Origin of the sequence: Kitasatospora sp. NPDC059408 (assembly GCF_042751525.1) — a bacterium.
Lineage (GTDB): Bacteria > Actinomycetota > Actinomycetes > Streptomycetales > Streptomycetaceae > Kitasatospora.
In genome coordinates this window covers 25060-51686 of record NZ_JBHYWI010000001.1, presented here as the reverse complement: position 1 = coordinate 51686, position 26627 = coordinate 25060, and the positions used below count along the sequence as shown (strand labels likewise).

The 26627-nt window shown below is 74.2% G+C and carries 22 protein-coding genes; 15 read left to right on the top strand and 7 right to left on the bottom strand.

All coding sequences use genetic code 11. The features are described from left to right. Positions 1 to 172: 172 nt before the first annotated feature. The 12 genes from ACFXDE_RS00220 (at position 173) to ACFXDE_RS00165 (ending at position 12534) form a co-directional block, all read left to right on the top strand. Positions 173 to 2047 carry an ABC transporter transmembrane domain-containing protein gene (locus ACFXDE_RS00220; protein ID WP_380489210.1) on the top strand — a complete coding sequence of 625 codons (1875 nt, stop codon included), beginning with the start codon at positions 173 to 175 and terminating at the stop codon, positions 2045 to 2047. A gap of 73 nt (positions 2048 to 2120) precedes the next feature. Continuing rightward, the gene (locus tag ACFXDE_RS00215) at positions 2121 to 3893 is read left to right on the top strand and encodes an ABC transporter ATP-binding protein (RefSeq protein ID WP_380489207.1); all 1773 of its coding nucleotides are present in this window, start codon (positions 2121 to 2123) and stop codon (positions 3891 to 3893) included. A 234-nt stretch (positions 3894 to 4127) separates the two neighbouring features. Next, the gene (locus ACFXDE_RS00210; protein ID WP_380442188.1) at positions 4128 to 4373 is read left to right on the top strand and encodes a LapA family protein; all 246 of its coding nucleotides are present in this window, start codon (positions 4128 to 4130) and stop codon (positions 4371 to 4373) included. A 56-nt stretch (positions 4374 to 4429) separates the two neighbouring features. Continuing rightward, entirely contained in the window at positions 4430 to 5149 is a 720-nt protein-coding gene (locus tag ACFXDE_RS00205) for an amino acid ABC transporter ATP-binding protein (RefSeq protein ID WP_380490073.1), read from the top strand. A gap of 40 nt (positions 5150 to 5189) precedes the next feature. Next, complete coding sequence (locus ACFXDE_RS00200) at positions 5190 to 6158, top strand: glutamate ABC transporter substrate-binding protein (RefSeq protein WP_380489204.1); 969 nt, start codon at positions 5190 to 5192, stop codon at positions 6156 to 6158. 13 nt (positions 6159 to 6171) lie between these two features. Then, entirely contained in the window at positions 6172 to 6816 is a 645-nt protein-coding gene (locus ACFXDE_RS00195; protein WP_380442186.1) for an amino acid ABC transporter permease, read from the top strand. Continuing rightward, entirely contained in the window at positions 6813 to 7682 is an 870-nt protein-coding gene (locus tag ACFXDE_RS00190; protein WP_380489200.1) for an amino acid ABC transporter permease, read from the top strand. The genes ACFXDE_RS00195 and ACFXDE_RS00190 overlap by 4 nt, the downstream gene beginning before the upstream one ends. 198 nt (positions 7683 to 7880) lie before the next feature. Continuing rightward, on the top strand, positions 7881 to 8786 hold the full coding sequence (locus ACFXDE_RS00185; RefSeq protein WP_380490069.1) for a LysR family transcriptional regulator: 906 nt from the start codon (positions 7881 to 7883) through the stop codon (positions 8784 to 8786). 158 nt (positions 8787 to 8944) lie between these two features. Then, complete coding sequence (locus tag ACFXDE_RS00180) at positions 8945 to 9526, top strand: cysteine dioxygenase (RefSeq protein WP_380489197.1); 582 nt, start codon at positions 8945 to 8947, stop codon at positions 9524 to 9526. A 7-nt stretch (positions 9527 to 9533) separates the two neighbouring features. Next, positions 9534 to 10631 (top strand): YeiH family protein, encoded by a 1098-nt coding sequence (locus tag ACFXDE_RS00175; RefSeq protein WP_380489195.1) that lies wholly within the window; start codon positions 9534 to 9536, stop codon positions 10629 to 10631. Between the two features lie 97 nt (positions 10632 to 10728). Then, a complete protein-coding gene (locus tag ACFXDE_RS00170) occupies positions 10729 to 11439 on the top strand; it encodes a spermidine synthase (RefSeq protein ID WP_380442179.1) in 711 nt (236 codons plus the stop codon). 63 nt (positions 11440 to 11502) lie between these two features. Continuing rightward, positions 11503 to 12534 carry a TetR/AcrR family transcriptional regulator C-terminal domain-containing protein gene (locus ACFXDE_RS00165; protein WP_380489192.1) on the top strand — a complete coding sequence of 344 codons (1032 nt, stop codon included), beginning with the start codon at positions 11503 to 11505 and terminating at the stop codon, positions 12532 to 12534. Positions 12535 to 12660: 126 nt separating this feature from the next. On the opposite strand, the gene ACFXDE_RS00160 is transcribed toward ACFXDE_RS00165, so the two are convergent. The 3 genes from ACFXDE_RS00160 to ACFXDE_RS00150 all read right to left on the bottom strand — a co-directional run bounded on the left by ACFXDE_RS00160 (position 12661) and on the right by ACFXDE_RS00150 (position 16251). Further along, complete coding sequence (locus ACFXDE_RS00160; protein ID WP_380489190.1) at positions 12661 to 14649, bottom strand: hypothetical protein; 1989 nt, start codon at positions 14647 to 14649, stop codon at positions 12661 to 12663. Positions 14650 to 14826: 177 nt separating this feature from the next. Further along, complete coding sequence (locus ACFXDE_RS00155) at positions 14827 to 15693, bottom strand: TetR/AcrR family transcriptional regulator (protein ID WP_380489187.1); 867 nt, start codon at positions 15691 to 15693, stop codon at positions 14827 to 14829. A 33-nt stretch (positions 15694 to 15726) separates the two neighbouring features. Then, complete coding sequence (locus tag ACFXDE_RS00150; protein WP_380489184.1) at positions 15727 to 16251, bottom strand: NUDIX hydrolase; 525 nt, start codon at positions 16249 to 16251, stop codon at positions 15727 to 15729. 128 nt (positions 16252 to 16379) lie between these two features. Here ACFXDE_RS00150 and ACFXDE_RS00145 point away from each other — a divergent pair, with 128 nt between their 5' ends. Next, the gene (locus tag ACFXDE_RS00145; RefSeq protein ID WP_380442167.1) at positions 16380 to 17603 is read left to right on the top strand and encodes a serine hydrolase domain-containing protein; all 1224 of its coding nucleotides are present in this window, start codon (positions 16380 to 16382) and stop codon (positions 17601 to 17603) included. Positions 17604 to 17654: 51 nt separating this feature from the next. On the opposite strand, the gene ACFXDE_RS00140 is transcribed toward ACFXDE_RS00145, so the two are convergent. From ACFXDE_RS00140 to ACFXDE_RS00130, 3 genes are all read right to left on the bottom strand, one after another. Beyond that, the gene (locus tag ACFXDE_RS00140) at positions 17655 to 17978 is read right to left on the bottom strand and encodes a nuclear transport factor 2 family protein (RefSeq protein WP_380442165.1); all 324 of its coding nucleotides are present in this window, start codon (positions 17976 to 17978) and stop codon (positions 17655 to 17657) included. A gap of 309 nt (positions 17979 to 18287) precedes the next feature. Then, complete coding sequence (locus ACFXDE_RS00135; RefSeq protein ID WP_380489180.1) at positions 18288 to 19811, bottom strand: aldehyde dehydrogenase family protein; 1524 nt, start codon at positions 19809 to 19811, stop codon at positions 18288 to 18290. Positions 19812 to 20316: 505 nt separating this feature from the next. Then, entirely contained in the window at positions 20317 to 21264 is a 948-nt protein-coding gene (locus tag ACFXDE_RS00130; protein WP_380489177.1) for a hypothetical protein, read from the bottom strand. A 297-nt stretch (positions 21265 to 21561) separates the two neighbouring features. Here ACFXDE_RS00130 and ACFXDE_RS00125 point away from each other — a divergent pair, with 297 nt between their 5' ends. Together ACFXDE_RS00125 and ACFXDE_RS00120 are read left to right on the top strand one after the other, a co-directional pair. Continuing rightward, positions 21562 to 24624, top strand: coding sequence for an ATP-binding protein (locus ACFXDE_RS00125; protein WP_380442158.1), 3063 nt, complete (start codon positions 21562 to 21564; stop codon positions 24622 to 24624). 283 nt (positions 24625 to 24907) lie between these two features. Beyond that, the gene (locus ACFXDE_RS00120; protein ID WP_380489174.1) at positions 24908 to 25972 is read left to right on the top strand and encodes an aldose epimerase family protein; all 1065 of its coding nucleotides are present in this window, start codon (positions 24908 to 24910) and stop codon (positions 25970 to 25972) included. On the opposite strand, the gene ACFXDE_RS00115 is transcribed toward ACFXDE_RS00120, so the two are convergent. Continuing rightward, a complete protein-coding gene (locus ACFXDE_RS00115; protein ID WP_380489172.1) occupies positions 25969 to 26490 on the bottom strand; it encodes a GNAT family N-acetyltransferase in 522 nt (173 codons plus the stop codon). The genes ACFXDE_RS00120 and ACFXDE_RS00115 overlap by 4 nt on opposite strands. Positions 26491 to 26627: the final 137 nt, after the last annotated feature.

Here is a 26627-nt window from a genome sequence, read left to right as displayed (position 1 = left end):
GTGGCGCGGCGCCTCGAACCATCCCGAAGCCTCCCGGACCGTGCGCACCGCGGACTGCTCGCCGCAGGCCGCGTGCCGCCGAGCCGGCGTGCCGCCGTTTCGCGTGCCGCCGCTCCGCGCGCCGACCGGGCCACCCCAGGACCGTCCCCCGAACCACCGGCATCGGAGTGTCATGCCGCTCGCACCCCTCCCCCTGGCCGATCCCGGCCGCCCCGACCTCTCCTCACCCCTCGCCTTCCTGCGCTGGCTCCAGCGCGCCCAGCGGCGCGGGCAGGTGCTCTCCACCTGCTGGGCGCTGCTGGAGATGGGCGGTCAGGCCGCCCTGCCCGTACCGCTCGGGCACGGCGTCCAGGCCGCCGTGGACGGCGACGCGGGCGGGATCTGGCGGGCCGGCGCCCTCGTGGTGCTGCTCGCCGCCGTCGCCTCGCTCGGCACCGTCCTGCTGCACCGCCAGGCGGTCTGGAACTGGATCCACGCCGCCACCCACGTACGGCAGTTGGTCGCCCGGCAGGCCTCGCACCTCGGCGCCGGGCTGTCCCGGCGGATCGCCACCGGCGAGGTCGTCGCGGTCGGCAGCGGGGACGTCGAGCGGATCGGCTGGTACGTCGAGCTCGTCGCCCGCGTCCGGGCCGCGGTGATCGTCTGGCTGGCGGTCAGCGCGGTCGTGCTGGTGACCGAGCCGGTGCTCGGCCTCGGCGTGCTGCTCGGCGTGCCGGTGCTCGCGGCCTCCGTCTGGCCGCTGATCGGGCCGTTCGAGCGGCGCTACGAGAAGCAGCGCGCGCTCGGCGGCAAGGCCACCGAACTGGCCGCCGACACCGTCGCCGGGCTGCGGGTGCTGCGCGGCATCGGCGGTGAGGAGCTGTTCCTGGAGCGCTACCGCGCGGCCTCCCAGAAGGTCCGCGCCGCGGCCGTCCGCTCGGCCCGGCTGTGGTCCCTGATGCAGGCCCAACAGGTGCTGCTGCCGGGCCTGTTCGTCGTCGGGGTCACCTGGTACGGGGCCCGGCTGGCGGCCTCCGGGGAACTCGCCGTCGGCACCCTGATCGCCGTGTACGGCGCGACCGCCTTCCTGGCGGCGCCGCTGCGGATCCTCGGCGAGGCCGCGCACGCCTGGAGCGTCGCCCGGGTCTCCGCGGGCCGGGCCGTCCGGGTGCTCTCGCTGCGCCGGACCAGCGGCGCGGCCGAGGCCGCGCTCACCCGGCCGGGCACCTGCGACCTGCACGATCCGGTGACGGGGCTGACCGCGCGGGCCGGCGAGCTGACCGCCGTGGTCTGCGGCGATCCGGACTTCGCCGGGGCGCTCGCCGAGCGGCTCGGCGGGCACGTCCCGACGGCCGAGGAGGAACGGCAGCCCTCCGCCCGGCTCGGCGGGACGGAGCTGGACGCGGTGCCGCTGGCCGAGGCGAGAGCCGCGGTGCTGGTCCACGACAAGGAGCCGGTACTGCTCTCCGGCACACTGGCCGGGCTGTTCGACATCCCGTCCTCGGGCCGGGTCCCGGTCGCCGAGGCGCTCGCGGCCGCCCGCTCCGACGACGTGCTGGAGGCCCTGGTGGAGGGCTCGCCGGAGTGCGGGGGAGACCCGATGCGCGCCCGGATCACCGAGCGCGGCCGGTCGCTGTCCGGCGGCCAGCGCCAGCGCCTCGCACTGGCCCGCGCGCTGCTGGCCGACCCGCCGGTGCTCGTCCTGGACGAGCCCACCAGCGCGGTCGACGCCCACACCGAGTCGCGGATCGCCACCGGGCTGCGCGACGTCCGGGCCGGGCGCACCACCGTGGTGTTCGCGACCAGCCCGCTGCTGCTCGATCAGGCGGACCGGGTGGTGCTGGTCCGCGACGGCCGGGCGGTCGTGGCCGGGCGGCACCGCGAGCTGATGCGGACCGAGCCCGCGTACCGGTCGGTGGTCACCCGTGACGAGGAGGCCGCGCCCGGGGCTCCTGCCCGGGGCGAGGCCGTTGCGGGGAAGACCGTTGCGGGGGCGGCCGCCCGGGGCGGGGAGACCGTGCCCGGGGCGGAGGCGGCTTCCGTGGGGGCCGGGGAGGGGGCCGCGTGAGCACGTCCGTCAACCGTCCTGCGAACAACCGTGCTGCGAACAACTGTCCTGCGAAGCCGGCGAGGAGTACGTCATGAAGCCCCCTCTGCATCAGGAGCAGGGGCCGGCCGCCACCCTGCCGGTCGGCTCGCCGGCCGCCGTGCGCGCGTACCTGCGGCTGCTCGCGCGGCGCCACCGCACGGCCTTCTCCGGGGTGGTGGCGCTGCACTCGGTGGCCACGCTCGCCGGGCTGGTCGGGCCGTGGGTGCTCGGCGGGCTGGTCGAGTCGCTGGCCCCGGACGGCGCGCGGGCCTCCCTCGGGGTGGCCGTCGGCTGGTACCTGCTGGCGCTGGTGGTGCAGTCCGCATTCACCGGCTGGTCCCGGATGCGCGGCGCGATCCTCGGCGAGCGGGTCCTCGCCGACCTGCGCGAGGACTTCCTGGTCCGCTCGGTCGCGCTGCCCACCGGAGTCCTGGAGCGGGCCGGCACCGGCGACCTCGTCTCCCGGGGCACCACGGACATCGACCGGCTGGACAAGTCCGTGCGCGAGGCGGTGCCCGAACTCGCGGTCGCCGTCGTGTCGTTGCTGCTCGTCCTCGGCGCGCTGCTGGTCACCTCGCCGCTGCTCGCGCTCACCTCCCTGGTCGGGCTGCCGTTGCTGCTGGCCAGCTCGCGCTGGTACTTCCGGCGCGCGCCGCAGTCCTACCGCAACGAGTCGGCCGGGTACGCCGCGGTGAACACCGTGCTCGCCGAGACGGTGGACGCCGGGCGGACGGTCGAGGCGCTGCGCCTGGGCGACCAGCGGGTCCGCCTGACCGACCGCAAGCTGCGCGAGTGGCTGGCCTGGGAGCGGTACACGCTGTGGCTGCGCTCGGTGTGGTTCCCGACCGTCGACGCGGTCTACGCCTCGGCGGTGCTGGCCACGCTGGTGCTCGGCGGACTGTTCACCCTCCGCGGCTGGATCACCGTCGGCCAGCTGACCACCGGGGTGCTGTACGCCCAGATGCTCACCGGCCCGGTCGACCTGATCCTGCGCTGGTACGACGAGCTGCAGATCGGGCAGGCCTCGCTGGCCCGGCTGGTCGGCGTCCGCGAGGTGCCGGAGCACGAGGGCGACGAGGGCGCGCGCCCGGACGGCCGCCGGGTCGAGGCCACGGACGTGCGGTTCGGCTACCGCGAGGGCGCGGACGTCCTGCACGGGATCAGCCTGGACGTCGCCCCGGGCAGCCGGGTGGCGCTGGTCGGGCCGTCCGGGGCGGGCAAGTCCACCCTCGGGCGGCTGCTGGCCGGGATCTACGCGCCCGGCCGGGGCAGCGTCACGCTCGGCGGCGCGGCGCTCGCGCGGATGCCGGCCGAGCGGGTCCGGGCCGAGGTGGCGCTCGTCAACCAGGAGCACCACGTCTTCGTGGGCACCCTGCGGGACAACCTGCGGCTGGCCGCGCCCGGGGCCGACGACACCGAGCTGAGGGCCGCGCTCGACGCGGTGGACGCCGGCGCCTGGGTGGACGCCCTCCCGGAGGGTCTGGACACCGAGGTCGGCTCCGGCGGCGCGGTGCTGACCCCGCCGCAGGCCCAGCAACTGGCCCTGGCCCGGCTGGTGCTGGCCGATCCGCACACCCTCGTGCTGGACGAGGCCACCTCGCTGCTCGACCCGCGCGCCGCCCGGCACCTGGAGCGCTCGCTCTCCCGGGTGCTGGAGGGGCGGACGGTCATCGCCATCGCGCACCGGCTGCACACCGCGCACGACGCCGACGTGATCGCGGTGGTCGAGGGCGGGCGGATCAGCGAGTACGGCAGCCACCCGGAGCTGGTCGCGGCCGGCGGTCCGTACGCGGCGCTGTGGCGCTCCTGGCGGGACGAGCGGTAGTGCCGGTCAGGTCCGGGGCCGTCCGGTCCGGGGTTGTCAGGTCCGGGGCCGTCCGGTCCGGGGTTGTCAGGTCCGGGGTCGTCAGGTCCGGAGCGTTCCGGTCCCGCGCGGCGAGCGCAGGGCCCGGAACGCCCCAAACCCGCACGGGGCCGGATTGCCCCGTGCGGGTTACTCCACCCGCACGGAAGGGCGCGTAACCGGGCAAACCGGGGTCCGGGCCCGCAGACTGCTCCGGTGACCAAAGTTTCAGGCGGCTCGTCCGGCCCCCAGCGCAGCGAGATCGGCGGGATCCCCACCCGGTACATCGGGATCGGCGTCATCGTCATCCTCGCGGTGTGGTTCCTGTTCGCCAACCTCGACAAGGTGAAGATCCAGTTCTGGGTCTTCACCGTCACCGCGCCGCTGTGGATCGCCCTGCTGGCCACCCTGCTCGCGGGCGGCGCGCTGGGCTGGCTGCTGAAGGGGCGGCGCGCCCGGTGACCGCCGACCCCGGGCCCGCGCAGGGCGGCGCGTCCGGTTTCGCGCCGCTGATCGAGATGCGCGGCGTCAACAAGCACTTCGGGGACCTGCACGTCCTGCAGGACATCGAGCTGACGGTCGGCCGCGGCGAGGTCGTCGTGGTGATCGGACCCTCCGGTTCCGGCAAGTCCACGCTCTGCCGGGCCATCAACCGGCTGGAGCCGATCGAGGGCGGCACCATCCTGATCGACGGCGAGCCGCTGCCCGAGGAGGGCAAGGGGCTGGCCCGGTTGCGGGCCGAGGTCGGGATGGTGTTCCAGTCCTTCAACCTGTTCGCGCACAAGACGGTGCTGCAGAACGTCTCGCTCGCCCAGATCAAGGTGCGCGGCCGGCCGAGGGCGGAGGCGGATGCCAAGTCCCGGACGCTGCTGGAGCGGGTCGGGCTGGCCGATCAGGCCGGCAAGTACCCGGCGCAGCTGTCCGGTGGTCAGCAGCAGCGCGTGGCGATCGCCCGCGCGCTGGCGATGGACCCGAAGGCGCTGCTGTTCGACGAGCCCACCTCGGCGCTCGACCCCGAGATGATCAACGAGGTGCTGGACGTCATGCGCCAGCTCGCCCACGAGGGCATGACGATGGTCGTCGTCACGCACGAGATGGGCTTCGCCCGGGCCTCGGCGAACCGGGTGGTCTTCATGGCGGACGGCCGGATCGTCGAGGACCGCGCCCCGGAGGCGTTCTTCAGCGCTCCCGAGAGCGAGCGCGCCCGGGACTTCCTCTCCAAGATCCTGAAGCACTGAGGCGGCGCCGGTGATGAGGAAGGCCGTTGCGAGGAAGGCCGTGACGACGAGGGCGGCGGAGAAGGCCGGGACGAGGAAGGCCGGGACGAGGAAGGCTGGGACGGAGAGGGCCGGGGCGAGGAAGGGCGGGGCCGCCGCCGCGTTGGTGCTCGCCGTGCTGGTGGCGGGGTGCGGCAAGGCCGGCACCCCGCCGCCCAAGGGCCCGCAGCCCAGCGCCCTGCCCAGCTACCAGGTGCAGGACGCCGCCGCGATCACCGGCTCGTCCACCCTGAACGCGGCCCGCGGCCGCGGCCACCTGGTGGTCGGTGCCAAGGAGGACCAGCCGTACCTGGGGCAGAAGAACCCGGCCACCGGCGTGTACTCGGGCTTCGACATCGAGATCGCCAAGATGGTCGGGGCCTCGCTCGGGTTCGCGCCGGACCGGATCCAGTTCAAGACCATCGCCTCGGCCAACCGCGAGACCGCGCTGCAGAACGGCCAGGTGGACTACTACGTCGGCACCTACACCATCAACGACAACCGCAAGAAGCTGGTCGGCTTCGCCGGCCCGTACTTCGTCGCCGGGCAGTCGCTGCTGGTGCGCAAGAACGACAACAGCATCCACGGCCCGCAGGACCTGGACGGCAAGAAGGTGTGCTCCGCGGCGGGCTCGACCCCGTACCAGCGGATCCAGTCGAAGTACCCGAAGGCGAAGCTGATCGGCTACGACACCTACTCGGCCTGCGTGGACAACCTGATCACCGGCCAGGTCGACACCGTCACCACGGACAACGCGATCCTGCTGGGCTACGCGGCGAAGGTGCCGGACGAGCTCAAGGTCGTCGGACCGCTGTTCTCGACGGAGCCGTACGGGATCGGGACGCCGAAGAACGACACCGTGCTGCGATACGCGCTGGACGACGCCCTGGCCCAGCACGAGCAGAACGGCGACTGGAAGAAGGCGTTCGACGCGACCCTCGGCCTCTCCGGGGAGCCCGCGCCGACCCCGCCGCAGATCGACCGGTACTGAGAGGGGCCGCGCCGTGAAAACGCTGACCGACAATTGGTCGACCTACTGGGACGGGTTCCTCGGCACGCTCTCGCTGTTCGCGGTGAGCGCCGTGCTGTCGCTGGTGCTGGGCGTGCTGATCGCGAGCTTCCGGGTCTCGCCGGTGAAGCCGCTGCGGATCTTCGGCACGGCGTGGGTGACGATCCTGCGCAACACCCCGCTGACCCTGCTGTTCTTCATCGTGGTGCTGGGCCTGCCGCGGTTCGACATCACGCTGCCCTTCTACACGTTCGCGGTGCTCGCGCTCGGCTGCTACACCTCGGCGTTCGTCTGCGAGGCGATGCGCTCGGGCGTCAACACCGTGCCGCTCGGTCAGGGCGAGGCGGCGCGCAGCCTGGGCATGACCTTCGGGCAGACGATGGGGCTCGTGGTGCTGCCGCAGGCCTACCGCTCGGTGGTCGCGCCGATCGGCAGCGTGCTGATCGCGCTGGCGAAGAACACGGCGATCGCCGGCTCCTTCAGCGTCACCGAGCTGCTGGGCACCTACCGGACCATCAACGAGCTGGGCTACAGCATCGTCTGGACGTTCGTCTGGATCGCCGTCGGCTACCTGATCATCACCCTGGCCATCAGTGCCGTCTTCAACCTGCTCGAACGACGACTGGCGGTGTCGCGATGACCGTTGAATCCTCGGCGCTGTACGACATCCCCGGCCCGAAGGCGCTCGCCCGGCACCGGACGTACGGCGTGGTCGCGCTGGTGCTGATCGCGGGGCTGATCGGGTGGGTCGTCTACATGCTGTTCCACACCCACCAGTTCACGTACGCGAAGTGGGAGCCGTTCGAGTACCGCGGCGTCCAGGACCTGCTGCTGCGCGGGCTCGGCAACACGCTGCAGGCGTTCGGCTGGACGGTGCTGTTCGCGCTGCCGTTCGGGGCGCTGTTCGCGGCCGGGCGGCTGTCGGACCACCGGGTGGTGCGCTGGTTCTCCACGCTGGTGGTCGAGTTCTTCCGGGCCATGCCGCTGCTGGTGATGATCTTCTTCGTCTTCGTCGCGCTGAAGGTGCAGCCGCTCTGGGCGCTGGTGGCCGGGCTGGTGCTGTACAACGGCTCGGTGCTGGCCGAGGTGTTCCGCGCCGGCGTGCTCGCCGTGCCGAAGGGGCAGCGGGAGGCGGCCTATGCGCTCGGGCTGCGCAAGACGCAGGTGATGACCTACGTGCTGGTGCCGCAGGCCAACCGGGCGATGCTGCCGGCGATCATCAGCCAGCTGGTGGTCGCGCTCAAGGACACCTCGCTCGGCTTCCTCATCACCTACGAGGAGTTCCTGCACGCGGGCAAGCTGATCGCCACCAACCTCGACTACGACCTCCCGTTCATCCCCGTGGTGATCGTGATCGCGCCGATCTACATCGGGATGTGCCTGCTGCTCTCCTGGCTCGCCCGGTGGGTCGAGCGGCGCAGCCGGCGCAGCCCGAGCGTGCGGGGCGGGGCGCCGGTGGCGAAGGCGGGGGTGGCGCTGGGGCTGCCGCCGTCGGCGCAGCAGTGAGGCGGGTGACGCGGGTGGCGCGGGGCGGCGGCCAGGGGTGGTGGAGCGGTCGCGCCGGGGTGGGTCCGCCGTGCCGGTGTGGCGGCTGGTTCGCGACTGAACCATAGGTGTGCTCGGGGTCAGGCCCGGAACCTCCAATTTCCTCTTATGATTGCGGAGGCTGGAGGCAGACGACCGGGCGGAGGGGCCATGGAGCCGGTGTTCGACTCGCGGCACATCAGGACGTTCCACGAGGTGGTCAGGGCCGGGTCCTACTCGGCGGCGGCCCGCGAACTCGGCTACACCCAGCCCGCCATCACCCAGCAGATGAAGGCGCTCGAACGCACCGTCGGCGTCCCCCTGTTCACCCGCGCCGGACGCGGACTGCGCCTCACCGAGGCCGGCGAGGCGCTCTCCCGGCACGCCGAGGTGATCCTCGGCAGCCTCTCCGCCGCCCAGCAGCAGCTCGCCGCGCTCGCCCGGCTGCGCACCGGGCGCGTGCGGGTCTGCGCGTTCCCGAGCGCCAACGCGACCCTGATACCGCAGGCGATGGCGCGACTGCTCGACGAGCACCCGGGCGTGCGGGTCGAGCTCCTGGAGGCCGAGCCGCCGGACTCCGTCCAGCGGCTGATGCGGGGGGAGTGCGACATCGCGTTGGCCTTCCGCTACCCCGGCGCCCCGGCCGACGTGCCGGAGGGGCTGGACGAGATTCCGCTGATGGAGGACCTGCTCACGGTGCTGCTGCCGGTCGGCCACCCGCTCGGGCGCCGTCATGCCGTGCGGCTCGTCGACCTCGACCGCGAGCGGTGGATCGCCGGGTGCCCGCGCTGCCGTGCGAACCTGCTGCACGTGTGCGCGGAGGAGGGCTTCGCGCCGGACATCGTCTTCTCGACGGACGACAACCTCGCGGTGCAGAGCCTCGTCGCGGCCGGCGTCGGGATCGCGCTGATGCCGGCCCTCGTGCTCTCCTTCATGTGCCACCGCAAGGTCACCGGGCGGGCCGTCGAGCCGCACCTGCGGCGGCACGTGAGCGCGTACGTGCTGCGCGAGCACCGGCGGATCCCGGCCACCGCGCTGGTGCTGGACCACCTGCGGCAGGCGGCCGCGAGCCGGGTGGGGTGCTGAGCCCGGTCCCGGTGCACTGCCGGCCGTCGGCTGGTGGGGACGGGTTCCCGGGTTCGCCATCGGGGGGAAGATCGTCTGCGGACTTATAAGCGCACGTTGGAATACCGCTTACGATCCCTCGTTGGACGTGATAGGTCCGCTTGGCCGAACCTGCTGGCATGACAGCCCCAGCCACGGTCGACAGCGACCGTCTCACCGAGCGGATGAACGCCCTCATCGGCGAGATCCGCGCCGTCGTCGACCGCGGCCTGCCGCCGGAGCTCACGGCGTACCTGGTCGGCGAACGCCTCGCCCCCCACCTGTCGGCCGACCCCGACGGCCCCGGCGCCCTGCTCACCCCCGCCCAGCGCGAGGCCGACCCCGCCCGCTACCGGCAGCACGTCGTGCACGCCGAGGAGGACGGCAGTTTCTCCGTCGTCGCCCTCGTCTGGCTGCCCGGCCAGCAGACCCCGATCCACGACCACGTCTCCTGGTGCGTCGCCGGCGTCCACCAGGGGCAGGAGAGCGAGATCCGCTACCGGCTCATCTCCGACGGCCGCACCGCCCGGCTCGTCGAGACCGAGCACGTGGCCGGACCGGCCGGCACGGTCGCCGCCTTCGCCCCGCCCGGCGACATCCACCTCGTGCGCAACGCGTGCAGCACCACCGCCATCTCCATCCACGTGTACGGCGCCGACGTCTCGCGCCTCGGCACCAGCATCCGGCGCGTCTACCGGCTGCCCGCCGACGGGCAGCGGTGAGCGTGGCGTGGCGCTGACCCTCCGGGAGCGGACCACCCGGGATCGGACCACCCGCACCCGCACCCGCTCCCTCCCCCCGCTCGGCGGCGACGCCCCCGGCCTGCTCCTCGCGGCCGCGGGCGTCGGCGCCGCGCTCGCCGTCCACGCGGCCGTGCCGGCCGTGCCCAAGCTCACCGCCGCCGTCGTGCTCGGCATGGCGGCGGCCCACCTGCCCGGGCTGCGCCCGGTCGTGCGCGGCGTGGCGCGGCCCGGCCTGTCCACGGCCGGAAAGCGGCTGATGCGGCTCGGGATCGTACTGCTCGGCCTCAAGCTCAGCCTCGGCGACGTGCTCGGCCTCGGCTGGGCCACCGTCGCCATGGTGATCACCGTCGTCGCGGCCACCTTCGGCGGCACGCTGTGGCTCGGGCGCAGGCTCGGGCTGCCGGGGGACCAGCCACTGCTGATCGCCACCGGCTACTCGATCTGCGGCGCCTCGGCGATCGGCGCGGTCAGCCAGGCCTCCGGCAGTGACGAGGAGGACGTCGCCGCCTCGGTCGCGCTCGTGACGCTGTGCGGCACGCTCGCGATCGCCGTGCTGCCGCTGCTCCAGCACCCGCTCGGGCTCGGCGAGGTGGAGTTCGGGCGCTGGGTCGGCGCGAGCGTGCACGACGTCGGGCAGGTCGTCGCCACCGCGCAGACCGGCGGGCCCGGAGCGTTGCGCGAGGCCGTCCTGGTCAAGCTGATGCGGGTGGTGCTGCTGGCGCCGCTGGTCGCCGGGGTCGCGGTCGCGGTGCGGCGCAGGCAGCGGTGGAACAAAGAGAACATTGCTGGACCAACTGCTAAAGAATCGGTCAAAAGCGACACCCGGCCGCCGATCGTCCCGCTGTTCGTCGCGGGCTTCCTCGCGATGATCGTCCTGCGGACCACCGGAGTGCTGCCCGAGCGGGCGCTGACCGTGGCCGGGGACGCCCAGGAGCTGCTGCTCGCCGCCGCGTTGTTCGGTCTCGGCAGCGCCGTCCACCTGCCGACCATGGTCCGCACCGGCGGGCGGATCGCCCTGCTCGGCCTCGGCTCCTGGGTGATGGTCGCGGGGGTCTCGTACGCCGGAGTGCTGCTCACGACCTGAGGAAAACGGCTGCTGGCACGATGACGACCTTGGGTATTGTCGGGCGGGTAGTGGTCCTGCGGGACCGTCCCGCACCCGAGTCCGCCGAGGAACGCGCATGCCGACCGCACTGCCCGAACGGAACGACCGCGACGCCGTGGTCACGCTCGACCGGCGCGAGGGTCCGTTCGGCGAGGTGGTGCTGCGCCGGCGCGGGCCGGACTTCGAGATCATCGCCAACGGCTGCTTCCTGATGGACACCGCCGACGGCCGCTCGGAGCGGCTGCTGATCCAGGCCGCGCTCGACGAGCTCGACCGCGCGGGCGGAGCCGCCGGGCGGCCGTCCGTGCTGATCGGCGGGCTCGGCGTCGGCTTCTCGCTCGCCTACGCGGTCGCCGAGCCGCGCTGGGGGCGGATCGCGATCGTCGAGCGCGAGACCGCGATCATCGACTGGCACCGGACCGGGCCGCTCGGCGCCTTCTCCGGCGGCGCGCTGGAGGACGAGCGGGTCGAGGTGCTCCACACCGACCTGCTGGAGTACCTCGCCGCCGCCGACGGCGAGCGGTACGACGCGCTGTGCCTCGACATCGACAACGGGCCGGACTGGACCGTCACCGACGGCAACGCGCCCCTGTACGGGGCCGACGGGCTCGCGGTGCTGTGGCACCGGCTCCGGCCGGGCGGGGTGCTGGCGGTCTGGAGCGCCCAGCCCTCGGCGGCGTTCGACGAGGCGCTGCGGGCGGCGGGGTTCTCCGACGTCGCTTCGCACGAGGTCCCCGTCTCCCGGGGAGTGCCGGACGTGGTGCACCTGGCGCGGCGCGCGGGCTGATCCGGCTCGGGTCGGGCGGGGTCCGATCGTTCGTTTCGGTGCTGTGGGGCTGAGGAGTTGGGCATGGCGGAGGACGGGACGCCGTCGGGGCGGATCCTGGCGGAGCTCCGACGGCGGATCGCCTCGGGGGAGTTGGCGCCCGGGGAGCGCGTGCCGTCCACCAGGGCGATCACCCGGGAGTGGGGGGTCGCGATGGCCACGGCCACCAAGGTGCTGAGCCGGCTGCGGGAGGAAGGGCTGGTCCGGGCGGTGCCCGGGGTCGGGACGGTGGTGGCGGGGGGTCCTGTTGCTGCTGGTCCGTCGGCCGCCCTCGCGGCTCCGGGCGGCTCGACCGGACCTTCGGGGACGGCTGTTGCGCGGCGGGCGGCGCGCGGCGGGGAACGGGTCGCGGAGCGGGGTGGGGGCCGGGGTGGAGACCGGGAGCTGTCCCGGGAGCGGATCGTCACGACGGCCGTGCGGGTGGCGGACGAGGAGGGGATCGCGGCGCTGTCGATGCGGCGCATCGCGACCGACCTCGGTGTGGCGACGATGTCGCTCTACCGCCATGTGCCGGGCAAGGACGAGCTGTTGAGGCTCATGACGGACCGGGTCTTCGGCGAGGAGCCGCTGCCCGATCCGCTGCCGGCGGGGTGGCGGGAGGCGCTGGAGACGGTCGCCCGGTTGCAGTGGCGGATCTACCGGCGGCACCCGTGGCTGGCGGGCACGATGTCGTTCACCCGGCCGGTGCTGGCGCCGGACGCGGCCGTGCACACCGAGCGCACGTTGGCCGCGCTCGCCGGACTGGGGCTGGGCGTCGAGGAGATGGCCCAGGCGTCGGTCACGCTGGCGGCCTTCGTGTGCGGGCTGGCGGTGCACTTCGAGCGGGAGGCGCAGGCCGTCCAGGACAGCGGGATGTCCGCGGACGAGTGGATGGACCGCCAGGACGGCGAGGAGCGGGACCAGCTGATGGCGGACCCGGAGCGGTTCCCGATGTTCGACGCGCTGAACCGGGGGCCGGAGATCGACATGAGCCTGGACGCGCTGTTCGCGTTCGGGGTGGCGCGCATGCTCGACGGGATCGGCGCGGTGATCGCGCGGCGGTCGGGCGGGGGCTGACGGGCGACGGCGGACAGGTGACAGCGAACAGCTGACAACTAACAGATTTCAGCGAACGAAATCTGAAATCTGTTAGTTGTCAGCTGTCATCCGTCTGCCCGCCGCCGTCTGCCCGCCGCCGTCGGCTCAGCCGAACGGCCGGGCCTCCGGCATCGGGGGCGTGGCCGGGGTGTCGGCGCCGGAGCGGGTGTCGTCCGGGGCCTCGCCCGGGAGGGGCGGGAGGGTTTCCGGGGCGAAGGGGTTGAAGTCCGGCGGGGGCACCCGGACGGGCGTGCCCCGCAGGGCCGGGTCGCCGTCCGGCCCGTCCTCGTCGTCCGTCGGCGCGTGCCCCGGGCCGTCGACCTGGGCGGGGATGCGCGGCGGGACCGACGGCGGCGGCGGGATAGGCGGACGCTGGGGCGCGAGCGTGGTGCCGAAGGGGTCGCTCGGCTCGTCGGCCACCACCGTGCCGAACGGGTCGGTGGCCACGGCGGGCGCGCCGGCCGGGGAGGCCTTCGGCTCGTTGCCCGGGAGGGGCGGGAGGGTTTCCGGGGCGAAGGGGTTGAAGTCCGGCGGGGGCACCCGCACGGGCGTGCCCCGCAGGGCCGGGTCGCCGTCCGGCTCGTTCTCCTCGCGTTCCGCCTCGCGCTCCTCGTCAGGCTCGTTCTCGCCCTGCTCGTTCCGGTCCGGCCCGTCGGCGATCGCCGCGAAGGGGTTGAAGTCCGGCGGGAGCACGGCCACCGGGGTGCCCCGCAGCGCGGGGTCGTCCTCGGCCGCGGGCACGGCCGTCGCGTCGGCGAGCGCGGCGAACGGGTTGTGGTCCAGAGGCACGGCCGCCTCCCGCTCGGCGGGCACAGGCACAGGCACAGGCAGAGGCAGAGGCAGAGGCAGGGGTACGGGAGCGGGCACGCCCGGCGTGCCGTCCCACCCGAACTGGACGCTCTTCAGCAGCTCCGCGAACGCCTCCGTGTACAGGTCCCAGTCCTCCGGCTGCGCCGTGGAGAGCTGGACGCAGAGCACCGACGCGCCGTCCGGCAGCGGGACGAACGCCTCGACGACCGAGGTGACCACCCAGCGTCGCTGCCCGTCGGCGGCCAGCGCCCCGGGCACGGGGACCGTCCGGCCCTCGACCAGGACGGCGGCCGGCCCGGCCGGCAGCAGGACCGTCCACACCTCGGCGTGCCGCCGGACGGTGGCGAGTTCGGTGGCGAGCGCCGTGATCGGCAGCGGGTGCCGGGCGAGCGAGACGACCAGGGTGGCCTCGGTGGTGCGGCCGTCCGCCTCCAGGGCGCAGACGCCCGCGTAGACGGCGCCCGCGGCGTGGACCACGTCGGCGAGGGCGGCCGTGATGACGGCGAAGTCGCGGCGCGGGCCGGGGCCGGTGGCGCTGAACAGTTCCTCGGCGACCTCGGCCAGGTGTCCGGTCAGCCCGTCGACGGCCGCGGCGACGGCCCGGTCGGCGCCGTGGCCGGCCGCTCCGTCCGGCGTCGCGCCCAGCGGCGGCACCGCGCGGGACGAGACGCCCGCGGGGCCGTCGGGGGAGGTCAGGGGGTGGAAGCCGGGCGGGACGACCAGGCGGACCTCGGTGCCGGCGCCGGTGGCCAGCTCGACGGGCAGCCGGGTCTGCTGACCGCCCGCCAGCGCCGCCAGCGCGGGCGCGAACGGCGGGCGCAGCTTGGGGTCGGCGATCTCGCCGGTGACGGGCAGCTGGAAGAGCGCGGCGGAGGAGGTGCCGCGGTCGGCGGTCGTGCCGCGCACCGCGCCGCCGCCGTAGCGGGCGAGGAGCGCGGTGACGGCCCGTTCCGCGACCGGCGCGCCGGTGCCGGGGCGGGCCGTTCCGGCGGTGACGACGGTGCCGAGCCGGTCGACGGCGGCGTGCACCGGTCCGTTGGGCGCCAGCGGCAGGCCGAACAGTTCCTCGGCGGCCGGGTGCCGCTCCGACGACCCGCGCGACCCGCGACGCGGGTCGAGCGAGGCCACCGGGTGACGGGAGGTGCGTCCGTCGAGGAGGGCGTCGGTGAGGGTGGAGAGGGTCGCGCCGACCTGCTCCGCGGCGGCGAAGGGGTTGGCCTCCGCGGTGGACCGGTCGTCGAACCGGCCGCCGAACTGGCTGTCGAACTGGCCGTCCTGGGTCAACTGTTGAGCCCCCCGCTCTGGTGCGTCCGCGGTCGGTGTCCGGGTGGTCCGGGCGCGCGCCCGGTGGCATGCCGCCGGGGTCCGCGGCTGTTCCCGGCCGTGGTCATTCCTATCAGAGCCCACCGTCGGGGCAGAACCGGCGGCCGTCCCGCGGACCACCGGCCAAGCCGGGGCCGGCTACTCCGTGGCCTGCGCCGACGGCCCGTCGGCGACGGGCTGAGCGGGCGGAGCGGCGAGCGCCCCGAGCGCCTCGGTGATCCCGGGCACGGCGAGCAGTCCGGCGAGGTCGTGCACGAGGCGCCCGGTCGGCCCGTCCGGCCGTTCGTCGGCGAGGAACGACGCGAGCTCGGCGCCGAGGGCCGGTTCCCGGGCGGCGGTGAGGACCAGCGCGGCGACGAACTCCTGCACCAGGTGCAGCTGCAGCTCCTCCAGCGGCACCGAGCGCTCGGCCAGCCATTCGAGCGAGGTGATCTCCGCGTTGGCGATCCAGGCGCGGACGGTCAGTCGCAGCCCCGGGCTCGGGTCGGGGATGGCGAGGTGGCCGAGGATCTGGTCGTGGGCGGCCCGCCGGACCTCGTCGATCACCGCCGAGGTGCCCGCGCTGGCGGCCACCGAGCCGCCGCGCAGCAGCGCCGCGAAGCCGGGTCCGTGGCTCTGGACGAAGTCCAGGTAGCGCCCCATCACGCGAAAGAGGCGTTCGGACAGCGGCCCCTCGGGGGGTTCCTCGAAGCGTCCGGCGAGCTCGCGCCCGGCCCGGCGCAGCGACTCCTCGTACAGCGCCTGCTTGCCGGGGAAGTAGTGGTAGACCAGCGGCCGGGAGGCGCCCGCGGCGGCGGCGATGTCGTCGATCGACACCTCCTCCGGCGGGCGGACGCTGAAGAGCTCCAGCGCGACGGCGATCAGCTGCTCGCGCCGCTCGTCGACGCTCAGCCGGCGGCGCGGGCGCTCGCCCGCCGCGGCGGGCGCGGCGGACGCCGGGGTCCGGTCCGGGTCGGCGGTCCGTCCGGTGCGGGCGGCCGTCGGCGACGGCGTACGGGAGGCCATGCGCGCCACCTTATCCGGCGGGCGCAACGGGCCCTATGCGGCGCGGAAGCCCAGGTAGCGGCGGTAGGCCTCGCGGCCGTCGGGGACGAAGTCGTCGCGGGCGAGGCGCGCGTCGACTTCGGCGGGGGTCAGCCAGTCGTGCCAGGCGACCTCGGACTCCTGCGGGGAGACCGGGCCGTCCCACTCGGCCTCGTACATGTCGCACCACCAGGACAGGTGCTCCTGCCGGAAGAGGAACTTGAACAGCGGGCGCGGGGCGATGCCGCTCACGCCCAGTTCCTCCTCGGCCTCGCGGACGGCCGCCTCGCCGTACGTCTCGCCGGAGCCGACGACGCCGCCGACGAACATGTCGTACGCGCCCGGGGCGAAGAGCTTGGTGTCGGTGCGCCGGTGGACGAAGATCCGCCCGGCCGGGTCGCGGACCAGGATGAAGACGCACCGGTGGGTCAGGCCCCGCCGGTACACCTCCCCGCGCACCGCGGTTCCGATCACCCGGTCGTGCTCGTCGACGACGTCCAGCAGCTCTTCGGCGGGGTTCACTGCGGCAGGGTTGGTCATGACGGACAGGTTAGGGTTTCCGGGCCCGGTTCGAACGCGGGCACGAACACATTCGGACACGTGCAGAGACATGTACGGACAGGTGCGGTCGGGCCCGATCGGGCCGGACGAGCTGAGGACGGCGCGCGATGACGGAGATCTGGGGCGAGACGGCCGAGGGCTTCGAGCCGGTGCGGGAGGCCTTCGCGCGGAACTTCCGCGACTACGGCGAGCTCGGCGCCGCCTTCGCGCTGTACGTGCGCGGCCGCAAGGTGGTCGACCTGTGGGGCGGCGACGCCCGGCCCGAGGTCGGCGGCCGGCCCGCGCCCGCCGTCGCCTGGACGGCGGACACCGCGCAGGTGCTGCGCTCGGTCACCAAGGGCCTGACCGCGACCACCGCCCTCCTGCTCGCCGAGCGGGGCGAGCTCGACCTGGACGCGCCGGTGGCCTCCTACTGGCCCGAGTTCGCGGCGGCCGGCAAGGGCGGGGTGCCGGTGAGCTGGCTGCTCTCGCATCAGGCCGGGGTGCCCGCGCTGGACGTGCCGCTGCGCCTGGAGGACGTGCTGACCTGGGAGCGGGCGGCCGCGGCGGTGGCCGCGCAGGAGCCCGCCTGGGAGCCCGGCACCGCGCACGGCTACCACCCGTACACCTTCGGCTGGCTGGTCGGCGAGGTGGTGCGGCGGGCGAGCGGGCGCACCGTGGGCCGGTACTTCGCCGAGGAGATCGCCCGGCCGCTCGGCCTGGACCTGTGGATCGGGCTGCCGGCCGGCGCGGCGCCGCGTGTCGGCCGGCTGGTGGACCTGCCCGCCCCCGAGGCGGCCAGGACCGGGCCGAGCGGGCTGCGGCTGCGGCCCAAGCAGTCCGTCCGGGACGCCTACCAGGACCCGTCCTCGCTGACCGCCCGCTCGTTCGCCTCGGTGCGTCCGGGAGTGGACCTCAACGACCCGGCGGTGCAGGCCGCCGAGATCCCCGGGGCCGGCGGTATCGGGACGGCCCGTTCGCTGGCCCGGTTCTACGCGGCGCTGGTCGGGGCGGCGGACCGGCACGACGGCTCGGGCGGCACGCTCGCCCCGCTGCTCGGGCCGCAGGTGCTGGCCCGGGCGGTCGGCCCGGCGGTGAGCGGCCCGGACCGGGTGCTGATCGTCAACTCCACATTCGGCCTGGGCTTCTGGCGGCACGGCCCGACGGCGCCGATGGCGTCCCGGGCGAGCTTCGGGCACCCGGGCCGGGGCGGCTCGCTGGGCTTCGCCGACCCGGACCTCGGGCTCGGTTTCGGTTACGTCACCAACGGGATGCAGCCGGGCGTGACCGGGGACATCCGCTCGCGCAACCTCATCCGCGCCGTGCGCGGGTGCCTGGGGCTCGACGGGTAGCGGGCCGGCCGGCGCCCGGGCCGGCCGGCGCCCGGGCCTGGCCGGTGCCGCTCAGGCCTGGCCGGTCTCGAAGCGGCTGATCTTCCCGCCCTGGACGGTGAACCGCCAGGCCGTGCGCATCTCGCCCCAGGTCGCGTTGGTGAAGTCGGCGACGAGGGCGTGGCCGTCGTTCGACTCGGTCCGCACGTCCATGTGTCCGTTCGGCTCGAAGATCTCCCGGTCGATCCACTGCATCAGGTCGCGGTCGGAGCCGTCGTCGGACATGGTGGCGTCCGGGGTGAGGGTGGCGAGGAAGGCGGCGCGGTCGTTCGCGTTGATCGCGGCGACGAAGGCGCGCACGGTGGGGTCGGAGAGCTTGGCGGGGGAGATGGTCATCGGGGCTCCCGGGTTGGAAGTGACGGGAGCCCCTGTGTACGACGTTCGCCGGGCGGGTCCGGGCATGTCGGCGGCGCGTCGGCGAAATTCACGCATTCATGTGCTTGGATCAACAAATGGGCGATTTGGTGGTATTTGCCCTGATGTCACGGGGAGTGGCAGCGGATCGGGAGACCGGCAGCGGTCTCCCGACCCGCGACGACTTCGGCCGCCGAAGGACCTGGCCGTGATCCTTGGCCGTGATTCCTGGCCGTGGTCCCTGACCGAGATCCCTGGTCAGGAGGCCTGTCGGGAGGCCTGTCGGGAGGCCTAGAAGAAGCCGACCTCGTCGGGCGAGTAGCTGACCAGCAGGTTCTTGGTCTGCTGGTAGTGCTCCAGCAGCGCCTTGTGGGTCTCCCGGCCGATGCCGGAGTTCTTGTAGCCGCCGAAGGCCGCGTGGGCCGGGTAGGCGTGGTAGCAGTTGGTCCAGACACGGCCGGCCTGGATGGCGCGGCCGGCGCGGTGGGCGGTGTTGAGGTCGCGCGTCCAGACGCCCGCGCCGAGGCCGTACTGGGTGTCGTTGGCGAGCGCGACGCCGTCGGCGAAGTCGTCGAAGCGGGTGACGGAGACCACCGGGCCGAAGATCTCCTCCTGGAAGACCCGCATCCGGTTGTCGCCCTCGAAGACCGTCGGCGTCACGTAGTACCCGCCGGCCAGGGCGCCGCCGAGGTCGGCCTGCTCGCCGCCGGCGAGCACCTTGGCGCCCTCGGCGCGGCCGATGTCGAAGTAGGAGAGGATCTTCTTGAGCTGCTCGGCGCTGGCCTGCGCGCCGACCTGGGTCTCGGTGTCGAGCGGGTTGCCCTGGCGCATCGCGCGCACCCGCTCCAGGCCGTCGGCGAGCAGGCGCTCGTAGACCGAGGACTGGATCAGCGCCCGGCTCGGGCAGGTGCACACCTCGCCCTGGTTGAGGGCGAACATCGCGAAGCCCTCGACGGCCTTGCCGTAGAAGGCGTCGGTGGCGTCGGCGACGTCCTCGAAGAACACGTTGGGGCTCTTGCCGCCGAGCTCCAGCGAGACCGGGATCAGGTTGTCGCTGGCGGCGCGGGAGATGAGCCGGCCGGTGCTGGTCTCGCCGGTGAAGGCGATCTTGCGGATGCGGGGGCTGGCCGCGAGCGGGGCGCCGGCCTCCTCGCCGAAGCCCGTCACGATGTTGACGACGCCGGGCGGCAGCAGGTCCGCGGTGAGCTCGGCGAGCAGCAGGACGGAGGCCGGGGTCTGCTCGGCGGGCTTGAGGACGACGGCGTTGCCGGCCGCGATCGCCGGGGCGAGCTTCCATATCGCCATCAGGATCGGGAAGTTCCACGGGATGATCTGGCCGACCACGCCCAGCGGCTCGTGGAAGTGGTACGCGACGGTGTCCTCGTCCAGCTGGGAGATGCCGCCCTCCTGGGCGCGCAGCGCGCCGGCGAAGTAGCGCAGGTGGTCGACGGCGAGCGGGAGGTCGGCGGCGAGGGTCTCGCGCACCGGCTTGCCGTTCTCCCAGCTCTCCGCGACGGCCAGCCGCTCCAGGTTCGCCTCCATCCGGTCGGCCAGGCGCAGGAGTACCTGGGCGCGCTCGGCGGCGGACGTGCGTCCCCAAGCGGGCGCGGCGGCGTGGGCGGCGTCCAGGGCGGCCTCGATGTCCTCGGCGGTGCCGCGGGCGACCTCGGTGAAGACCTCCCCGGTGACCGGGGTCGGGTTCCCGAAGTACTCGCCCCGCACCGGCGGCACCCAGTCGCCGCCGATCCAGTGCTCGTAGCGCGGACGGTAGGCGACGATGCTGTCGGGGGTGCCGGGCGGCTGGTAGACCGTCATGCTCTGGTGTCTCCTCGCGACGTCGGGCGCTGCCCGTGTCCTGTCCTGCGGACGGGCGGCGGGCCGGACCGCACGGTTCGGGAGCGGTCCGGCGGGAGGGATGTGAACGCGCGCTCGCGGCGGGGCCCGCCGGGGCGCCCGCCGCCGAGCACGATAGCCGCGACGGCGCGGCGCGGCTACGGTCCGTACGGAACTCGTGTACGGAGGGTGCGCGTTCCGGCCGTTGTGGAGATCGCCGGGGCCCGGCCGCGCGCCTCGTGGTACCAGGGCGCGCGTCGCGTCGGGCGTCGGGTGCACGGGCTCCGGGGTGTCCGGGGCCCCGGGGCGCTGGGTCCCGGGGGTGGGGCCGCGTCGGACCGGGGCCGCCCTGCGGCGCCCCGCCGTCGGCGGGTGCGGCGCTGGGGGAGAGGCGGGCGGCCCTGGTGCGGTGCCGGTGGGTGTCCGGCGCCAGGCGGAGCGGTCGGACGGCGCGGTGTCGGACGCAGTGACGTCTGACGGAGTGACGTCAGACGGAGTGGTAGCGGCCCGTGCGGGACTCCCAGTACTGGTAGCCGGCCAGCCAGGTGAGCAGCCCGTCGGCGTAGCGCTGGGCGATGCTCGCCTCGACCCGGGACAGGCCCAGCTCCCGGTAGACCTCGGGGAGCTGGGCGTGCAGCTCGCCGCAGCGCTCCACCATGATCTGCGCCTCGTCGAGGACCACCGCGCAGGCCTCCTCGGCCGAGCAGCGGCGTTCGCGCTGGACGATCAGCACGAGGTTGTTGACGTCGCCGCGCGGGGCCTCCAGTGGGAAGGACCGCACGTCGTTGCTCAACGAGGGTATGTCGGCGGCCAGTTGGCGCAGCTGGCGGAGCACCGGGTGGTGCAGGACGGCGGGCGGCACCTCGAACTGGCCGAGCCGTTCGACCATGTCGAAGATGGTCTCCATGGCCGCGGTTCCCCGCCGGAGCACGAGGTAGCCGGCCCGGTCCGGCGGGCGGGTGGAGATCCGGCCGGCGGCCTCGGCGGGGTGACTGGCCAGGTACCACTCCCAGTTGTAGGCGGCGCGGGCCTGCCAGCGGGCGGGCATGCCGCGCGCGCTGCGGTCCCAGAGGTCCGCGAACGCGGTCTCGACGGGGGAGCGCTGGTCGGCGCGCGCGCCGTGCAGGACCGCGATGAGCCGCTCGCAGATCGGGGCGACCTCGGTGGGCCGGCGGCCGAGCGGGCCGTCGAACTGGTCGTCGAAGAGGAAGTAGAACCCCATCAGGTCGGCCGCGAGGGCGAGTTCGTCCGGCCCGGCGTCCGGGTAGCCCAGGGCGGCGAGCTCGACGATCTCCCAGTGGGCGTACCCGGGGCGGTCGGCGTCGGCCAGCAGCGGGTGCCGGTGGAGCCAGTCGCGGTGCACCGCGGCGGCGTGCGGGATGTGGGAACTGCGGCGGTGCGGGAACGGGATCTGAAGTGAGGTGTCGTCAGACATCGGACTCCCGGTGCAGCGGAGGGTGGGGGCGCTAACGGTTCGGACACGGCGTGTGGGGGGAGTTGACGCAGCGAGGCTCCGTGCGTGAGGGTGGCAGGACAAGATCATCTTCGCCTCGCGGGCCGTAGGGTATCTGATGTAATGATCGGACGTTAGGGATATAGGGCAATTGCCCTTGGCAAGCCGTCCGAACCCTCACCGTCCGTCTCAGCCTGCGCGAATGCCGCACGGCACGCCCCCCGCGGCGCTAACCTCGGCACACGACCAGGGAGTCAGCAGGAGCGGCGGAGGCATGACGTGACCGAGCAGGGCAACGGACTTCGGGCGGGAACCGGCCCCGGCCGGGACGGGGACGGCGCCGCTCCCCGGGTCAGGCTGCGCGACCGTGACGCGGAACTGCGCTCCGCCGAGACCGCCGTCGAAAAGCTGTGCCGCGAATTCGCCGCCGGCGGCACCGAGATCGGCGAACTCCTCACCATCTCCGGCCGCCCCGGCATCGGCAAGACCAGCCTGCTCCACGAGGTGCGGCGCACCGCCAAGCTCCGCGACGGCGCCACCGTGCTGTTCGCGCGCGGCGGCGAACAGCAGGTCAAGGAGCCCTACCACGTGCTGCGCCAGCTCCTGCAGCCTGCGCTCACCGGTCTCCCGCCGGCCGAGTTCCGGCAGGTCATGGGCACCTGGGAGGAGGTCGTCGGACCGGCCATGGGCCTCAAGCAGCCCAAGGCCGGCGCCCGCCGGCTCGACCCGCAGGGCGTGCGCGACGGACTGGACTACGTCCTCACCCAGCTCGCGCCCCGCAGCGCGCCCCTGGTGATGATCGTCGACGACCTGCACTGGGCCGACCTGGAATCCCTGTCCTGGCTCACCCAGTTCGCCGTCCGCGCACGCGAACTGCCCGTCCTGCTCGTCTTCGCGTTCCGCGAGGACGAACACGACTGGCAACCCGAAGCCCACCCCCACCACTCCACCGTCCTCAAGCTCGCCACCCGTCGGCACGAGCTCAACCGCCTCTCCCTCACTTCGGTCACGGACATCATCCGGGCGGAACTCGGCGAGAAGGCCGAGGACGCCTTCTGCTACGAGTTCTGGAACGTCGTCAACGGCAACCCCTACGAGGCCATCGCCCTGCTCGACCAGGTCCGCGACCAGGAGCTCGAACCGGTCGAGGAGAACTCCGTCCAACTGCGCGAACTCGCCGTCGACGCCAACGGGATGACCCTCAAGACCTGGCTCGACCGGCTCGGCGCCAGCACCCTGCGCTTCGCCTGGGCCTGCGCCATGCTCGGCACCGACATCCGGATCGACCTCGCGACCCGCATCTCCACCCAGAGCGCCGAGGGCGCCCGCGAGTCCATCAAGCAGCTCCGCAAGCAGCGCGTCCTCACCCAGACCCCCAACGGGAACCTGGAGTTCGTCCACCCGCTGATCGGCAGCTCGATCTACAACACCATGCCGGAGGCCACCCGCACCGGCATGCACGGCGTCGCCGCGGCCGAGATCGAGAACGCCGGGCTCGGCCTGCTTTCCGCCTCCCGCCACCTCGTCGAGACCTTCGCGGGCGAGGGCGACGACCGCACCGTGCGCAAGCTGCGCAAGGCCGCCGCCGAACACCTGCTCATCGGCGCCCCCGAAGCCGCCCAACGCTGCCTGCACCGCGCCCTCAACGAGCCGCCCGCCGACGGCATCCGCGCCGAGGTGCTCTACGAACTCGGCTGCTCCGCGCTGCTCACCGACCCCGTCGCCACCGTCAACCAGCTCAAGCTCGCCCTCGACCCGGAGGAGGGGCCGCTGCGCCCCGAACTGCGGGTGGACGCCACGTTCCGGCTCTCCGAAGTGCTCGCGCACAGCGGCGAACTGCGCGAGGCCGCGCTGGTGTGCCAGGAGGAGGTCGCCGCCACCGACGACGCCGCGGGCCGGCTGCGGCTCCAGGCCGCCTCGTTCATGTGGCACGCCTTCCGCAAGTCCGAGGAGGACGGCCCCGGCCGCTCCCGGCGGCTCGGCGAGATGTGCGAGGGCCTCACCGGCCGCGAGCCCGCCGACCGCGCGGTCCTCGCGATGCGCGCCTGGGACCTCACCCTGCGCGGCAAGCCCTCCGTCGACGCGCTCGCCCACGCCGACGACGTCCTGGAGGCCGGCCGGCTGCCCAAGGGACTCGGCTGGACCGACAGCACCTGGGGCTTCGAGCTGCCCGCGATGCTCGGCCTCACCTACACGTACAACGACCGCATCGCCCAGGCCGAGCGGCTGTTCGCCGACGCCATCGTCCAGTTCGAGGTCGCCGGGTGGAGCGGTGCCCACCGGGGCTTCGCCTACTTCCTGATGGGCCTCGCCCGCTTCCGCCGCGGCCTGCTCGCCGAGGCCGAGGACTTCCTGCGCCGCGCCCTGCGCCTCTCCGAGCGGATCGCCCCCAAGCTGCCGCTCGCGTGGGACGCCGTCGGCGTGCTCGTCGACACCCTGCTCGCCCGCGGACGCGTCGAGGAGGCCTGGGACCTCGCCACCGGCTTCGGCTTCCAGCCGCCGTACCACGACACCGCGATGGTCCTGCCCGACGCGCCCTCCCTGTACGGCAAGCTGCTCGTCGCCAAGCGGCGCTACGCCGGCGCCGCCGCCGCGCTCACCGAGGCCGGCGCCCAGCTGGAGGCCCGCGGCTGGCACAACACCGTCTGGGCGCCGTGGGCCGGCCACCTCGCCATCGCCATCGCCCAGGACGAGCCCGACCGCGCCCGCGAGTACGCCCACAAGGCCGTCCGGGACGCCCGGACCTTCGGCACCGCCTCGGCGATCGGCACCGCGCTGCGGCTGCACGCCCAGATCGAGGACGGCCAGCAGGCGGTCGAGCTCCTGGAGCAGGCCGTGGCCTACCTCGGCCAGTCCCCGGCCGGCTACGAGCACGCCGTCGCGCTGGTCGAGCTCGGGGCGGCGCTGCGCCGGGTCGGGCGGCTGGAGGACGCCCAGGAGTACCTGTACCAGGGCATCGAGCTGGCCCAGCACTGCTCGGCCGAGGGCCTGGTCGAGCAGGCGCGCCGGGAGCTCGCCAACTACGGCCTGCGGCCCAACCGGCTGGGCGACTTCCGCGCCTCCCGCGAGGCGCTCAGCCAGCCGGAGTGGGACGTCGCCCAACTGGCGCTGCGGGGCGTGCCGCCGCAGCGGATCGCCGACGAGCTCGGGCTGCAGCTGAGCCTGGTCAACCGGCGGCTGGCCGCGGTCTACCGCAAGGCGGGCAGCGGGCCGGACGGCCTGGCCACCGCGCTCGGGCTGCCGGGCCAGCCGCGTGCCACCCGGCCGACGTGGCCGACCACGCCGGCCCAGCCGACCCGGCCGGCCGGGGACGCGGAGCAGGAAGAGGCGGGCGACGCGTAGAGCGTGTCCTTCGGCTCGGGCCGCCGTCGCGGCCGGGCGTCCGCGCCCGGCGGACGGAAGCGCTCGGGCGGCGCGCGGGGGTTCGGGAGCGCCCCCGCGGCCGTTCCCGTCGTTAGGCTGACGCAGACCGGGGCGGCCACGGCCGGCTTCCTGACGGTATTCCCGGCCCACCCCCGTTCCACCCCGTCCCATCCCCGGCCGGTTCCCGGCCGGCCCCCCGGACCGACCCCCGTTCGGCGCGACCGCGGCACCCGCCCCGGCCGCCAGTGAGGAGCAGCAGGGCATGGCGACTCAGGCCACCGGCGTGCGCCACGAACCCCTCGACGCCTCGGGCGCGGGCGCCGCGATCCAGCGCTGGACGCTCACCGCCGGCCCGTACGAGGCGAGCGTGCTCACCCTCGGCGCCACCCTGCACACCCTCACCGCGCCCGACCGCGCCGGCCGCCGTGCCCAACTCCTGCTCGCCACCGACGAACTGGCCCAGATCCTCGGCCCGGCCCGGCACTACGGCACCGTCGTCGGCCGCTACGCCAACCGGATCGACGGCTCGCGGATCACCATCGACGGCGAGGACCACCCGCTCGCCCCCACCGGCGGCGGCATGACCCTGCACGGCGGCCCCGACGGCTTCGCCAACCGGATGTGGGACGCCACCGGGATCCCGGGCGGCGTCGAACTGCGGCTGCACAGCCCGGACGGCGACCAGGGCTTCCCCGGCGCCCTCGACGTCACCGTCGCCTACACCCTCGACGCCGGCGGCGAGCTCACCATCGCCTACCGCGCCGTCACCACGAAACCGACCGTCGTCAACCTCACCAACCACGCCTACGTCAACCTCGCGGGTGAAGGCAGCGGCGACGTCCTCGGCCACCTGCTCACCCTCGACGCCGACGCCTACACCCCGGCCGACGAACGGCAGATCCCCACCGGGCGGATCGAACCCGTGGCCGGCACCCCGTTCGACTTCACGACGGCCCGGCCGATCGGCAAGTCCGTGCACGACGAGCACCCGCAGCTGACCGGGCCCGGCGGGTACGACCACAACTGGGTGCTGCGTCCGCGCCCGGCCGACGGCACCCCGGCCCGGGCTGCGCTGCTGGAGGACCCGGTCAGCGGGCGCACCCTGGAGGTGCTGACCACCGAGCCGGGCGTCCAGGTCTACACGGCCAACAAGTTCCAGGGCGCGGTGACGGGCGCGAGCGGGGTGGCGTACGGGCCGTTCGCCGGGGTCGCGCTGGAGACGCAGCACTTCCCGGACTCGCCGCACCACCCGGACTTCCCCGGCACGGTGCTGCGCCCGGGGGAGGACTTCCGCTCGACGACCGTCCTGCGCTTCGGGACGAACTAGTCGATGACCCCCCGGCGCGCCGGCAGGTCCCGGCGCATGCAGAGCCGGGGCCAGCGGTCGAGGCCGTGCTCGGCCTCCTGGCGGCGGATCTCCCGCAGGCCCGGCGTGAGTTCGCCGTCGGCGATCGGGCGGAAGCCGCAGCGGGCGTAGTAGGGGCCGTTCCACGGGACGTCGGCGAACGTGGTGAGGGTGAGCGCGGGGGCGTCGGTGGTGGCGGCGAGGTGCTCGATCAGCGCGCGGCCGATGCCCCGGCGGGCGTGGCCGGGGTGCACCGAGACCTGCTCGACGTGGCACGCGCCGTCGACCGGTTCGGCGAGCAGGTAGGCGATGGGGCGGTCGCCGTCGTCGACCGCGACGAGGGCGGTGCCGTCCGTCAGGTAGCGGGCGAGTTCCCCGGGGGCCGGGGGCTCGTCCTCGGCGATCTCCGGCATGCCGATGGCGGCGAACGGGGCTCCGGCGGCCCGTTCCAGCTCGCACAGCAGGGGCAGTTCGTCCTTCACGGCTGGTCTGATGCGCATGCCACCCAGTGTCCTGCAAGCGGCTTTCCGCCACGCAGGGTGGTGTTCCAGGCCACAGGCCGGTGGAGCGGAACGGTCAAAGCCGGACATAGCCGGGCGCTGTCCACTACCGTGCGGCAACATCCAGGACACGCGGC

Bases quoted from the DNA above. Each gene is read 5' to 3' on its own strand.
- ACFXDE_RS00155 (WP_380489187.1), bottom strand. From the start codon at position 15,693: ATGGCCTCCCGTACGCCGTCGCCGACGGCCGCCCGCACCGGACGGACC.
- ACFXDE_RS00170 (WP_380442179.1), top strand. From the start codon at position 10,729: ATGCCGACCGCACTGCCCGAACGGAACGACCGCGACGCCGTGGTCACG.
- ACFXDE_RS00215 (WP_380489207.1), top strand. From the start codon at position 2,121: ATGAAGCCCCCTCTGCATCAGGAGCAGGGGCCGGCCGCCACCCTGCCG.
- ACFXDE_RS00140 (WP_380442165.1), bottom strand. From the start codon at position 17,978: ATGACCATCTCCCCCGCCAAGCTCTCCGACCCCACCGTGCGCGCCTTC.
- ACFXDE_RS00145 (WP_380442167.1), top strand. From the start codon at position 16,380: ATGACGGAGATCTGGGGCGAGACGGCCGAGGGCTTCGAGCCGGTGCGG.
- ACFXDE_RS00120 (WP_380489174.1), top strand. From the start codon at position 24,908: ATGGCGACTCAGGCCACCGGCGTGCGCCACGAACCCCTCGACGCCTCG.
- ACFXDE_RS00205 (WP_380490073.1), top strand. From the start codon at position 4,430: ATGCGCGGCGTCAACAAGCACTTCGGGGACCTGCACGTCCTGCAGGAC.
- ACFXDE_RS00190 (WP_380489200.1), top strand. From the start codon at position 6,813: ATGACCGTTGAATCCTCGGCGCTGTACGACATCCCCGGCCCGAAGGCG.
- ACFXDE_RS00115 (WP_380489172.1), bottom strand. From the start codon at position 26,490: ATGCGCATCAGACCAGCCGTGAAGGACGAACTGCCCCTGCTGTGCGAG.
- ACFXDE_RS00180 (WP_380489197.1), top strand. From the start codon at position 8,945: ATGACAGCCCCAGCCACGGTCGACAGCGACCGTCTCACCGAGCGGATG.
- ACFXDE_RS00135 (WP_380489180.1), bottom strand. From the start codon at position 19,811: ATGACGGTCTACCAGCCGCCCGGCACCCCCGACAGCATCGTCGCCTAC.
- ACFXDE_RS00130 (WP_380489177.1), bottom strand. From the start codon at position 21,264: ATGTCTGACGACACCTCACTTCAGATCCCGTTCCCGCACCGCCGCAGT.
- ACFXDE_RS00150 (WP_380489184.1), bottom strand. From the start codon at position 16,251: ATGACCAACCCTGCCGCAGTGAACCCCGCCGAAGAGCTGCTGGACGTC.
- ACFXDE_RS00165 (WP_380489192.1), top strand. From the start codon at position 11,503: ATGGCGGAGGACGGGACGCCGTCGGGGCGGATCCTGGCGGAGCTCCGA.
- ACFXDE_RS00220 (WP_380489210.1), top strand. From the start codon at position 173: ATGCCGCTCGCACCCCTCCCCCTGGCCGATCCCGGCCGCCCCGACCTC.